The following is an 11,827-nucleotide window of genomic DNA, read 5'->3' on the forward strand; positions in this document are numbered from 1 at the left end:
AATCTCCTAAACGACTTTTAATTATCTCACTTATAGCATTTTTACGCACTAATAGAACGCTCGAGTTTAACGTACGTAAACAACTTTCGCTGACTCAAGCAGCAAATATTTTCAATCCATCGTAACCCACGAATACATTTTTCGGCAATTGCTCACTTAAAGCCGCGTATTCAAGCTCATGCGTCATATGAATCAAATAGGTTGAATCTGCCTCAATCAGACTAGCGTAGTGCAAGCTTTGTTCCAAATTAATGTGCGTATAGTGTGTTGTGTATCTCAAGCAGTCTAATAATAGAACTTTTAAGCCCTGCAATAAGATCATTGAAGCTTCTGGAATACTGGACACATCAGTTAGATAAGCGATATCACCAATTCTATAGCCATAAATATCACTGTTTCCATGCTTAAGTGGAATAGGAATAACGGTTTGTTCGAAAAGCTGAAATGGTGCGCTGATTGAGTGTGTTTTTAGTACAGGTAAATCCCAGAAATTACTAGGTTCACGCAAAGTGTAACCAAACTTATCGGCAATATGTTGCATAGCCTCTTGGCTACCATAGAGCGGAATTTGCTTACGCTGAATTTGACAAAACGCGCGTAAATCATCAATGCCGTGGAGATGGTCAGCATGCGTATGGGTGTATAACACGGCATCAATGCTTGTGAGCCCTTCCCTAAGCGCTTGTTGGCGTAGATCAGGCCCTGTATCTATTAAGATCGACTTACCATTTTCCAAATGAATAATGCTAGAGCAGCGTGTACGATTGTTACGCGGGTCAATCGAAGCACATGTGGCGCATTTGCAGCCTAGCATGGGCGTTCCAGCGCTCGACCCTACCCCTAACATTGTCAATTGCATAGAAAGTTAACCGTAGCTAGTTAGCTACAGCATGCCTAAATAAACGGAAGAAGTTATTGGTAGTTGCTTCTGAAACCTCTTCCAATGAAATACCGCGCAAACGAGCAATCTCTTCGGCCACATGTTTTACGTAACTCGGTTGATTGGTTTTGCCGCGATATGGCATGGGGGCTAAGTATGGGGAATCTGTTTCTACCAACATTTTGTCTAATGGAACTTGCATTGCAACTTCTTTAATCGTAAGTGCATTTTTGAAAGTCACAATACCAGAAAATGAAATGTAAAAGCCCAATTCAATGGCTTGCAGCGCCACATCTAGGTTTTCAGTAAAACAATGCATTACCCCGCCCACTTGCTGGGCGTTTTCTTCACGCATAATACGTAAAGTGTCTTCAGCTGAACTGCGGGTATGAATCACTAACGGCTTGCCGCAAGCAATAGCGGCACGAATATGCGTACGAAAACGTGTACGCTGCCACTCTAAATCCCCCGTTAATCTAAAGTAATCTAGACCAGTTTCGCCAATTGCAATAATTTTTGGATGATCCGCAAGCTTGAGAAGCTCATCCACACTAGGTTCGTCAATATCTTCGTAATCAGGATGCACGCCCACAGATGCATAAAAGTTATCGTTAGTTTCAGCTAAAGCGAGTACTTGTGGAAAGTCTGGCAGCGTGACGGATATACACAGTGCATGCCCTACTTTATTTTCTTGCATCGCTTGCTTGATAGCAGGCAAGTTTTCTAAAAGCTCAGGGAAATTGAGGTGGCAATGGGAATCAACAAGCATGTTTGGTTTTCGTAAATTACGTTATATATTGCATTGGTAAGTGTATTACATCGTATGTGTAGCACGAGAGGATTTTAATGCGCTGCCAAGTAGACCTTCAATTTTATTTTTAGCTTCAATACCGCCATCTCTATCGCTAAACTGCACACCAACGCCTTGTGGCCTGCCAGCTTGAGCGGCAGGCGTTACCCATACCACATGCCCTACAACTTTCAACTTCATCGGGTCATCAATCAAACTTAATAACATAAAAACTTCTTCACCGATTTTAAAGGGCTTATTGGTAGGAATAAATAAGCCGCCACCTTTAACATAGGGCATATAAGCCGCATACAGCGCTACTTTTTCCTTAATTGCGAGCGATAAAACCCCTGGTTTTGGAGCATTATTAGTATTTTCTGCTAGTTCTTCAGCCATTATTGATCTCTACAAATTTAAATACTAGTGATAAATGTCGTGTTCTGAGTGTAACTAAAAGCTTATTTGAATGTATAACTAAAAAATTCGAGTGTATTCAAGAAGCAAGCTTTCCATTTGCAATTCATGATTCAAAGGATGCAGTGCTAATTTACGCAGCGCTTCAATTTTCTTTTGTAATTGGAATAAGCTACTCAAGTTTACCTTGTCCGCTAACGCTTGCAAAGCTTTGGTATGCATTGCATGGTAGCGCACTTGGCGCGACAATCGCATTGCAACAATATCATAAATCCATTTTTGCAATGCAATGATGCCTGATTCCACTGAGCTGGCAATTAAGGTGGGGGCAGCAACATGTGGCTGCAATTTGCTACCAAGCGCTAATAGTCGCCATATTTCAGTTAATTGCGAGAATTGCAATTGTTCATTAAATACTTTAATTGGCGAGCCATCTAAGTAAGCGAGCTGCTCTTTAGCGTTTTGCACGCCTTGTTCGCTAAGCCAGGCTAGTGCTTGCGTATCAGTAGGCATAGGCATGTTTATTTTTTGACAACGGCTGATAATAGTGGGTAATAAGCGCTGCAATTGATGCGCCACGAGAATGAAAATAACGCCTTCTGCAGGCTCTTCAAGCATTTTAAGTAGCGCATTGGCTGAAGCTAAATTAAGTGCTTCAGCAGGATGAATAAGCACGATACGCGCGCCATCACTACGGTGGCTAGACATACTTAAAAAGTCGCTTAAATCACGAATCTGCGCAACAGAAATTTGTGTTTTCTTCTTGGTTTTCTTTGCAACAGCACCCTCTTCATCCGCCTCAGACTCTTGCTCTGGACTCAAAAGGCGAAAATCTGGGTGACTTTCTTCTTTAAACCAATTACAACTCGAGCAAGCACCGCAAGCATGCCCTAGATCATCTTGATGCGCACATAAAAGCGACTGGCTAAGCTCTCGGGCGAAATCATATTTACCGATACCAGCTCGGCCGTACAATAACAAGGCATGCGCTCTGCGCTTGTCATCTTGATTAACGAGCTGCCAAGCTTTAGTTTGCCAAGGATAAACTTTAAAATTTGAAGTCATTTATTCTATATAAATCATAACATTGAAATTACATCTTCAACTAATTGTTTAACTTCTTCCAACGGTCTATTAGCATCAATCACTCTAAATCTTGCTGGATTTTCTTTAGCACGCTGCAAATATGCATTTCTAATACGAGTAAAGAAATCTGCATTTTCACGTTCAAATTTATCTGGCTCGCGCGCATTGGCTAGCCTTTGTATGCTCACCTCAACGGGTACATCAAACAATAGCGTGACATCCGGCTGCAAATCGCCCTGCACCCATTTTTCTAAAAGTTGAATTTTATGCACATCAACACCCTTTGCACCACACTGATATGCATAGGTGGCATCAGTAAAACGGTCGGACAGCACGTAAGCACCTCGTGACAATGCTGGCGCTATCACGCTAGCAATATGCTCACGCCTTGCAGCAAACATTAATAAAGTTTCAGTTTCAGCATGCATGTTTTCATGCAGTAAAAGCTCACGTAATCTCTCACCTAAAGCAGTTCCGCCTGGCTCTCTAGTAGAAACTACCTCATGTCCACGAGCCTCTAGAGAAGCAATAATGCTAGCAATATGCGTGCTTTTCCCCGCGCCATCCATGCCCTCTAAAGTGATAAATTTAGGTTTAATTCGTTGATTGGTATTAGTCATAATTACCGTTATTTTTTTAATTGATATTTCACTACCGCTCGGTTATGTTCTTCCAAGCTATTTGAAAACGCATGACTGCCATCGCCTTTACCCACAAAATACAAGGCTTTAGTACTGGCTGGGTGCAAAGCCGCTTCAATAGAAGCCAAGCCAGGCATAGCAATCGGCGTAGGCGGCAAGCCGTTGCGTGTGTAGGTATTATAAGGCGTGTCCGCGATTAAATCTTTCTTGCGGATGTTACCTTTATATTGCGCACCCATGCCATAAATAACGGTAGGGTCAGTTTGCAGTCGCATGCCTATACGCATTCTATTGATAAACACCCCTGCAATCATTGGTCGCTCAGCCGCCTTGCCAGTTTCCTTTTCGACGATAGACGCCATAATCAATGCTTGATAACTATTTTTGTATGGCAATCCTGCAGCACGCTTATTCCAAGCATCATCGAGCTTACTTTTCATCGCATCATAACTGCGTTGCAGAATAACAGTATCCATTGTATTACGATCAAAATAGTAGGTATCTGGAAAAAACAAACCTTCTGCGACCGTGTATTCAGATCCAACTTTCTTTAATATTTCAGATTCAGAAAGCACGCTAATAGTTTGTTTTACTGTATCATTTTTTTCAAGCTTACTACGCATTTGCGAAAATGTACGCCCTTCAATAAATGTTACGCTACCTTGTGTTGCCTTGCCATGATTTAGCGAAAGCAATAATTGATAAGGCGTTACGTTTCTATTTAAAGTGTAGTCACCCGCTTGCAAGTAAGATTCTTTGTGTAATACTTTTGCAATAATGATGAATCGCCAAGGCTCCGTTAATACGCCCTGCTGCACTAACTGATTAGCAATACTTTTTAGGCCACTTTTAGGTTGAATAGTAATTTCTTGGCTATTGGGCTGTAGTTTTAGTGAAGTCACTGCATAATAAGCCAACCAGCCAGCCAACGCCACGGTGCCCAATAAGCTTAAAAACAACCACTTTTTTATTCGTTTAATCATGCCTTCAATGCATCTCTTATATTTTTAGCTAAATTTTGTACAGGAAATTTTTTGTGGCCAATTTTACTCACAGCCAACGCACCATATAAACTATTGCAGATAATAACTTCATCTGCCAGAGCCATTTTGGTAAACGGTAGCGACTTAATCTCGGCCTTTAAACCGAGCATACTAGCAAGCCAAATAATACGTTGCCTTGTGATACCTGCAACTCCACAGGCACTTAAGTCTGGAGTGATTAATACATCATCAAAACGTGCGAAAACATTGCTCATCGTGCATTCAATGACATTGCTTTGCTGGTCTAACATTAGGCCATCAAATAAATTCTCATCATTCCACTCCATGCGTGCTAAAACATTCTCCAGTCGATTGAGATGTTTGATGCCAGCAAGCTTATTCTGTTCAGGCAAACGTGTTTCACATTGATGTAAATCGACACCTTTTATGAAAATATCCGGCGTATATTTAGGCATTGCTGATTTAATAACAACGCGTGTTGGATTGGTAATCGCTGGCGGTGCATAACCACGAGCACCCTCACCTCTAGTGATGATGATTTTAGAGACTTCTGGTTGATTTTCAGTCACTGAAAACAACTGTTGAATGTCGCTCATCAAAAGCTCTGCACTTGGGCAAACAATACCAATCACTGCGCAATCTGCCACCAATTTCTGATAATGTAATGGCCAATGATCAGGCTGACCATTGCGCATTAACATTGTACGAAAAACGCCATCGCCATAAGCAAAACCACGATCTAATGGTGAAATTCTTTGGGTAAAGTCACCATTAATCATATAAGTATTTTTATGATTCATAAGCCGTAATTAAACCATAGCAACCGCCAATTACATAGTAGAAGCTAGCTCACCATGAGTCTGTGGGAATTAAAAAGCCTGCGAAATAAAGGTCGCAGGCTCATTATTGTTTCAAAAAGGAATCGAAACGGCTAAAAACTGTAGTTAGATCTTTTTAAACACCAAGCTACCGTTCGTACCACCAAAGCCAAAGTTATTCTTTAATGCATAAGTGATTTTCATGTCGCGTGCTGTATTTGCGCAATAGTCTAAGTCACACTCTGGATCTTGATTAAAGATATTGATAGTTGGCGGGGATACTTGGTTGTAGATAGACAGTACAGTAAATACTGATTCCAAACCTCCAGCACCGCCAAGCAAATGACCTGTCATTGATTTAGTTGAGTTAACAACTAGTTTTTTAGAGTGATCACCAAATGCCGCTTTAATCGCATTGGTTTCGTTAGAGTCGCCTAATGGTGTAGATGTGCCATGCGCATTGATAAATTGAACTTCACTAGGGTCAATACCAGCGTTATTCATGGCATTACGCATTGATCTACGTGGCCCATCCATGTTGGGAGCGGTCATATGATAAGCATCTGCACTCATGCCATAACCGCTTAGTTCAGCATAGATTCTAGCACCACGTGCTTTGGCATGCTCATACTCTTCAAGCACCAAAACACCAGCACCCTCACCAATAACAAAACCGTCACGGTCTTTATCCCAAGGTCGGCTAGCGGTTGCAGGGTCGTCATTACGTGTAGATAACGCCCGTGAAGCTGCAAAGCCACCAACACTTAAACGGGTAATAGCGGCTTCTGCACCGCCTGCAATCATTACATCTGCATCGCCATATTCAATCATGCGTGAAGCATCGCCAATGGAGTGCGTACCTGTTGTACAGGCCGTTACAATCGCTACATTAGGGCCTTTTAGGCCGAACATAATCGATAAATTACCTGAAATCATATTGATAATGGTGCCAGGAATAAAGAATGGTGAGATTTTGCGTGGGCCTGACTCTTGATAAAGAATGTCAGTATCTTCAATAAATTGCATACCGCCAATGCCAGAACCAATAGAAACGCCGATACGCTCAGCATTTTCTTCTGTGACTTCAAGACCTGAATCTTTAAACGCCTCAATTCCGGCGGCTAAGCCGAATTGAATGAATGTATCCATGCGCCTAGCGTCTTTTGCTGAAATAAAATCTTCAGCATTAAAGTTTTTTACTTCACCGGCAATGGTTGAAGAAAAGGCGCTAGCATCAAATTTGGTAATTTGTGTAATGCCAGATTTACCAGCAATAATATTATCCCAAGCAGTTTTAACACCAATACCGACCGGTGAAACTACACCAAGGCCAGTGACAACGACGCGACGTTTATTTGTAGCATTAGACATAAGAAAAGTCTCTTAGAAATGATTAACCCAGAAACCTTTTACAAAAAATTGTTAAATGATTTCTGGGTTTTGCAGCAATTGCAAGGAATTAGCCACTGGTACCAGTGGCTAACGCCTATATGAATTTATTTTAAGTTCGTATTGATGTAATCAATCGCTAGTTGAACTGTAGTGATTTTTTCTGCTTCTTCATCAGGAATTTCACAGTCAAATTCTTCTTCTAGTGCCATTACAAGCTCAACGGTATCGAGCGAATCTGCACCTAAATCATCTACAAATGATGATGCGTTTTTCACATCAGCTTCATTTGCACCAAGTTGCTCAGTAACAATTTTTTTAACACGTTGTTCGATGTCAGACATCTAAATACCCCTTTAATTAAAAAATAGCTATATATAGAATCTATATATAAAAATATAGTACAGCTAAGACGATATTCTACCAAAACTCAAGCAGAATATAAAAAAACTTTTACACCATTAACATGCCGCCATTTACATGAATTGTTTCACCCGTAATATAAGCTGCATTTGGTGAGGCAAGAAATGCTACGGTAGCGGCAATCTCTTTAACATTACCCAAGCGCCCTGCTGGAATGCGCGCAAGCATTTTAGCTGTCACTTCTTCAGGCAATTCAGCCGTCATGTCAGTATCAATAAAGCCTGGCGCGACACAATTCACAGTAATGCCTCGGCTGCCAACTTCTGCAGCTAATGACTTGGTAAAGCCTGTCATACCAGCTTTTGCCGCTGCGTAATTCGTTTGGCCAGCATTGCCCATATGACCTACTACAGATGAAATGCTGATAATACGTCCTGTACGTGCTTTCATCATTGGGCGCAGTACCGCTTGGCTCATGCGGAAAACTGACGTTAAATTCGTGCTGATGACATCATCCCAATCTTCATCCTTCATGCGCATCAACAGCGTATCACGAGTAATGCCCGCATTATTCACTAAAATGCTCACATCACCATATTTTTCACCGATAGTTTTTAATGTCGCTGCTACCTGTGCAGCATCATTGACATTTAACGCCATGCCTTCGCCTTTGATATTTGCGCTGGCAAAAGTATTGCTGATTGAAGTTGCTCCATTTTCTGAAGTTGCTGTTCCAATAACGATAGCACCTTGTTCGCCTAGCGCTTGCGCAATGGCAGCACCAATGCCACGGCTTGCACCAGTAACTAAAGCAATTTGTCCAGTTAACATGTTAACCCTTTGTTTAAATTATATTTTTCTGTAATCAAGCTATTGAATCAATCTATCTTAAAGTTGGCTTTGAAACTCATTTAAAGCCTCATTATTGGTCAGTGCTACGCATGGCAATTCAGCTACGATACGCTTGGTTAGGCCAGCTAAAACTTTACCTGGACCACACTCGGCAGCCTGTGTAATGCCTTGTGCATGAATAGCTTGCACTGTTTCGACCCAGCGCACTGGGCTATATAGTTGACGAACTAACGCATCTTTTATTTTTTCGGCATCTTGGTAGGCTGCAACATCTGCATTTTGTATGACTGAGATTTGTGGCGCATTGACCGTTACATTTTTCAAGTATTCTGTAAACTTTACTGCAGCTGGTTTCATCAGTGCACAATGAGACGGTACGCTTACAGGCAATGGTAAAGCACGTTTAGCGCCCTTCGCTTTTGCTAGCTCCATGCCACGCTCTACTGCTGCTTTATTGCCAGCAATGACCACTTGACCTGGCGAATTAAAGTTTACCGCTTCTAGCACTTCATTTTGCGCGGCGTCTGCACAGACTTCACGCACCATAGCGTCATCCAAACCGAGTATTGCCGCCATTGCACCAACACCCGCAGGCACTGCGCTTTGCATCACCTCTGCACGGTAACGCACTAAGGGAAGTGCATCAGCAAATGATAAAGCACCAGATGCAACCAAAGCCGTAAATTCACCAAGACTGTGACCAGCCAACACACTTGGGAGCTTATCAGCAGAGGCTTGCCACGCGCGCCATGTAGCAATCCCAGCAATCAGCATAATAGGCTGAGTATTAGTTGTTTCGTTAATGGCTTCATTAGGCTCGGTAGCCATGGTCCAGAAATTAAGACCTAGAATGTCAGAGGCTTCAGCAAACGTATCGCGAATAATGGCTGACTCGCCAAAACCATTCATCATACCAACGGATTGAGAGCCTTGACCAGGAAATAGAAATGCAAATTTATTCATAGATTTTTACTGCTAATTATGTGGTTACTAATTATTTTATATAGCGACAATTTAATACTTAATTAAGGCTGAACCCCAAGTAAAGCCGCCGCCAAAAGCTTCCATTAAAATGGTTTCGCCACGTTTAATACGTCCATCACGAACGGCCGTGTCTAGTGCTAACGGTATAGAGGCAGCCGATGTATTACCGTGTTTATCCACGGTGACCACTACATTATCCATGCTCATATCTAGTTTTTTGGCAGTCGCTTGTAAAATACGAATATTGGCTTGATGCGGTACCAACCAATCAATATCAGATTTTTGCATGCCATTCGCTTCTAGCGTTTCATCCACGATAGCATCTAACGTGTTGACTGCAACCTTAAACACGCCATTGCCTTCCATCACAACGGTATCGCGACCATTTGGATCTTCGCTGCGAGGCACATGCAACATTTTTTCATAACTTCCATCTGCGTGCAAATGTGTAGAAATAATACCCTGCTCATCACTGGCTTGCAAAATGACCGCACCAGCGCCATCGCCCCACAAAATGCAATTGCCACGATTAGTCCAGTCAACTATCCGTGAGAATGCTTCCGCACCAATCACTAAAGCGCATTTAGCAGCGCTAGATTTTATAAAGTTATCGGCTGTGGCAATTGCGTAAACAAAGCCACTGCAAACAGCTTGAATATCAAATGCAGGACAACCCGCAATGCCAAGTTTATTTTGCAATATCACCGCAGTACTAGGGAAAATCTTATCAGGCGTTGTCGTGGCGACAATAATCAAATCAATATCGCTAGCCTGAATACCAGCCGCTTCAATGGCATTTCTTGAAGCATGCAATGCTAAATCGCTGGTAAACTCATCATCTGCAACAATATGGCGCTCACGAATACCTGTGCGTGAAAAAATCCACTCGTCTGTAGTATCAACCATGCTTTCTAAATCAGCATTGGTGAGTATTTTTTTTGGGAGATAGCTCCCTGTTCCTGCAATTCTGGAATTCGTCATTCGTTGTCCGAGCTATTTGTATTAGCGAAAGCAATCTGTTGTGATTGTATATGCTCAATTTCTAATTGTTCAGTAATGCGCTTGAGAACGCCACTGCGAGATTCTTCAACGGCAGTATGAATGGCATTTAAAAATGCAAGGCTATCTGCTCCACCATGACTTTTCACCACAATACCACGTAAACCTAAAAAACTCGCGCCGTTATAATTGCGCGGATCCATACGGTTTTTAAAAGCTTTTAATACGGGCATTGCAACCAAGCCCATTAATTTAGTGAGCCAGTTACGTTTAAATTCTTGTGAAAGAAAACGCCCCATCATTTGCGCCAAGCCTTCAGCTGCTTTTAACGTAATATTACCAACAAAGCCATCACAAACAACCACATCAGTCGTACCTTTGAAAATGTCATTGCCTTCTACGTTGCCATAAAAGTTGAGGTGGCTTTTGCGCAACAGCTCACCCGTTTGCTTAACAACCTCATTGCCTTTAATATCTTCAGAGCCAATATTTAGCAAACCTACTGTGGGCTTTTCTTTATGCTCCACGCAAGAAACCAACATACTTCCCATGACAGCAAATTGCAGTAATTGTTCAGGTGTGCAATCAGCATTCGCACCTAAATCCAGTATATAAGTCTTGCCTTTTTGACTAGGGAATATACCTGCAATAGCTGGCCTATCAATACCTGGCAAGGTTTTTAACACGAAACGTGCCGTTGCCATCAAAGCGCCTGTATTGCCAGCACTCACACAAGCTGACGCTTCACCGCTTTTAACCAAATTAATGGCAACGCGCATGGAAGAGTCTTTTTTATTTTTTAGCGCACTCTGAGGCTGCTCATCCATAGCAACGACTTCGCTAGCATGATGAATGCGTAAGCGTGAACTTGTCGTTGCTTTACGTGCTTTCAACTCGGCTTCTATAGCATCACTTAAACCAACCAATACGATATTAAGCTGGTCATCATCTTGAAGCGCTTTAAGCGCTGCTGGAATTGTGACATGTGGGCCGTGATCACCACCCATTGCGTCAATTGCGACAGTTATATCCATAGCTTTACTCAGTTTTTAAGGGGCTAAATGCGCTTAGTATATTGAATTTAAAATTCATTTGCGCCACGCATACACCAACGCCGCACCAGTACTGGAGCGGCGTCAATGATATTAATGCACTATTTAACAAATTTATCTTTTAATTTAATCTAAAACGAGACTAAATAAAAATCAAATAGTGAAATTACTCGCCTTTTGATGGCATAACTTTACGACCACGGTAATAGCCGTTTGGGCTAATGTGATGACGTAAATGAGCTTCACCTGTTGTAGGCTCCACTGCTAAAGCTGGGTTGGTTAAAAAGTCGTGTGAACGGTGCATACCGCGTTTAGATGGTGACTTTTTGTTTTGCTGAACTGCCATAATAAAACTCCAATAAAATGATTAAAACATCATCTCAATTACATACAAACTGATGCGCGAATAATTACTTTGCATCGCTAATTTAAGATTACGTAAAACTTCAAGCCCGCTACTATAATATAAAACCTAGCTTTTGTCAGCTTTTAATATGTGTTTAGGGCACCTCTAAAAATACGATTTAATCGCACCATGTTAGATAGTGATGCAAT

At 41.8% G+C, this 11,827-nt stretch carries 14 protein-coding genes; all 14 read right to left on the reverse strand.

Features of this window, described 5'->3' with window-relative positions:
- Nucleotides 1–94 precede the first annotated feature (94 nt).
- Nucleotides 95–859 (reverse strand): MBL fold metallo-hydrolase, encoded by a 765-nt coding sequence (locus tag PSU78_RS04755; RefSeq protein WP_300385029.1) that lies wholly within the window; start codon nt 857–859, stop codon nt 95–97.
- A 16-nt stretch (nt 860–875) separates the two neighbouring features.
- A complete protein-coding gene (locus tag PSU78_RS04760) occupies nt 876–1,649 on the reverse strand; it encodes a TatD family hydrolase (RefSeq protein WP_300385032.1) in 774 nt (257 codons plus the stop codon).
- Nucleotides 1,650–1,694: 45 nt separating this feature from the next.
- Nucleotides 1,695–2,066 (reverse strand): PilZ domain-containing protein, encoded by a 372-nt coding sequence (locus tag PSU78_RS04765; RefSeq protein ID WP_300385035.1) that lies wholly within the window; start codon nt 2,064–2,066, stop codon nt 1,695–1,697.
- A gap of 78 nt (nt 2,067–2,144) precedes the next feature.
- Nucleotides 2,145–3,149 carry a DNA polymerase III subunit delta' gene (holB, locus tag PSU78_RS04770; RefSeq protein ID WP_300385039.1) on the reverse strand — a complete coding sequence of 335 codons (1,005 nt, stop codon included), beginning with the start codon at nt 3,147–3,149 and terminating at the stop codon, nt 2,145–2,147.
- A 14-nt stretch (nt 3,150–3,163) separates the two neighbouring features.
- Nucleotides 3,164–3,769 carry a dTMP kinase gene (gene tmk / locus PSU78_RS04775; protein WP_300385068.1) on the reverse strand — a complete coding sequence of 202 codons (606 nt, stop codon included), beginning with the start codon at nt 3,767–3,769 and terminating at the stop codon, nt 3,164–3,166.
- Nucleotides 3,770–3,798: 29 nt separating this feature from the next.
- Complete coding sequence (mltG, locus tag PSU78_RS04780) at nt 3,799–4,794, reverse strand: endolytic transglycosylase MltG (protein WP_300385042.1); 996 nt, start codon at nt 4,792–4,794, stop codon at nt 3,799–3,801.
- Nucleotides 4,791–5,615 carry an aminodeoxychorismate lyase gene (pabC, locus tag PSU78_RS04785; protein ID WP_300385045.1) on the reverse strand — a complete coding sequence of 275 codons (825 nt, stop codon included), beginning with the start codon at nt 5,613–5,615 and terminating at the stop codon, nt 4,791–4,793. The genes mltG and pabC overlap by 4 nt, the downstream gene beginning before the upstream one ends.
- A 144-nt stretch (nt 5,616–5,759) precedes the next feature.
- Nucleotides 5,760–7,004, reverse strand: a complete 1,245-nt coding sequence (gene fabF / locus PSU78_RS04790) for a beta-ketoacyl-ACP synthase II (protein ID WP_300385047.1) — start codon at nt 7,002–7,004, stop codon at nt 5,760–5,762.
- Between the two features lie 125 nt (nt 7,005–7,129).
- Nucleotides 7,130–7,366 carry an acyl carrier protein gene (acpP, locus tag PSU78_RS04795; protein ID WP_300385050.1) on the reverse strand — a complete coding sequence of 79 codons (237 nt, stop codon included), beginning with the start codon at nt 7,364–7,366 and terminating at the stop codon, nt 7,130–7,132.
- 109 nt (nt 7,367–7,475) lie between these two features.
- Nucleotides 7,476–8,216, reverse strand: a complete 741-nt coding sequence (gene fabG, locus PSU78_RS04800; RefSeq protein ID WP_300385053.1) for a 3-oxoacyl-ACP reductase FabG — start codon at nt 8,214–8,216, stop codon at nt 7,476–7,478.
- A 57-nt stretch (nt 8,217–8,273) separates the two neighbouring features.
- Nucleotides 8,274–9,200 carry an ACP S-malonyltransferase gene (fabD, locus tag PSU78_RS04805; protein WP_300385056.1) on the reverse strand — a complete coding sequence of 309 codons (927 nt, stop codon included), beginning with the start codon at nt 9,198–9,200 and terminating at the stop codon, nt 8,274–8,276.
- Nucleotides 9,201–9,251: 51 nt separating this feature from the next.
- Entirely contained in the window at nt 9,252–10,202 is a 951-nt protein-coding gene (locus PSU78_RS04810) for a beta-ketoacyl-ACP synthase III (protein ID WP_300385059.1), read from the reverse strand.
- The gene (gene plsX, locus PSU78_RS04815; RefSeq protein WP_300385062.1) at nt 10,199–11,254 is read right to left on the reverse strand and encodes a phosphate acyltransferase PlsX; all 1,056 of its coding nucleotides are present in this window, start codon (nt 11,252–11,254) and stop codon (nt 10,199–10,201) included. Before plsX ends, PSU78_RS04810 begins: the two co-directional genes overlap by 4 nt.
- Nucleotides 11,255–11,438: 184 nt before the next feature.
- Nucleotides 11,439–11,618 (reverse strand): 50S ribosomal protein L32, encoded by a 180-nt coding sequence (rpmF, locus tag PSU78_RS04820; protein ID WP_013148030.1) that lies wholly within the window; start codon nt 11,616–11,618, stop codon nt 11,439–11,441.
- Nucleotides 11,619–11,827: the final 209 nt, after the last annotated feature.

The sequence above is a fragment of the Methylotenera sp. genome (assembly GCF_029945705.1).
Classification (GTDB): domain Bacteria; phylum Pseudomonadota; class Gammaproteobacteria; order Burkholderiales; family Methylophilaceae; genus Methylotenera.

What these genes read in the sequence shown, in the direction of transcription:
- pabC (WP_300385045.1), bottom strand. Translation starts at nt 5,615, where the DNA reads ATGAATCATAAAAATACTTATATGATTAATGGTGACTTTACCCAAAGA.
- fabG (WP_300385053.1), bottom strand. Translation starts at nt 8,216, where the DNA reads ATGTTAACTGGACAAATTGCTTTAGTTACTGGTGCAAGCCGTGGCATT.
- fabD (WP_300385056.1), bottom strand. Translation starts at nt 9,200, where the DNA reads ATGAATAAATTTGCATTTCTATTTCCTGGTCAAGGCTCTCAATCCGTT.
- plsX (WP_300385062.1), bottom strand. Translation starts at nt 11,254, where the DNA reads ATGGATATAACTGTCGCAATTGACGCAATGGGTGGTGATCACGGCCCA.
- acpP (WP_300385050.1), bottom strand. Translation starts at nt 7,366, where the DNA reads ATGTCTGACATCGAACAACGTGTTAAAAAAATTGTTACTGAGCAACTT.
- PSU78_RS04765 (WP_300385035.1), bottom strand. Translation starts at nt 2,066, where the DNA reads ATGGCTGAAGAACTAGCAGAAAATACTAATAATGCTCCAAAACCAGGG.
- mltG (WP_300385042.1), bottom strand. Translation starts at nt 4,794, where the DNA reads ATGATTAAACGAATAAAAAAGTGGTTGTTTTTAAGCTTATTGGGCACC.
- PSU78_RS04760 (WP_300385032.1), bottom strand. Translation starts at nt 1,649, where the DNA reads ATGCTTGTTGATTCCCATTGCCACCTCAATTTCCCTGAGCTTTTAGAA.
- rpmF (WP_013148030.1), bottom strand. Translation starts at nt 11,618, where the DNA reads ATGGCAGTTCAGCAAAACAAAAAGTCACCATCTAAACGCGGTATGCAC.
- PSU78_RS04810 (WP_300385059.1), bottom strand. Translation starts at nt 10,202, where the DNA reads ATGACGAATTCCAGAATTGCAGGAACAGGGAGCTATCTCCCAAAAAAA.
- holB (WP_300385039.1), bottom strand. Translation starts at nt 3,149, where the DNA reads ATGACTTCAAATTTTAAAGTTTATCCTTGGCAAACTAAAGCTTGGCAG.
- fabF (WP_300385047.1), bottom strand. Translation starts at nt 7,004, where the DNA reads ATGTCTAATGCTACAAATAAACGTCGCGTCGTTGTCACTGGCCTTGGT.
- PSU78_RS04755 (WP_300385029.1), bottom strand. Translation starts at nt 859, where the DNA reads ATGCAATTGACAATGTTAGGGGTAGGGTCGAGCGCTGGAACGCCCATG.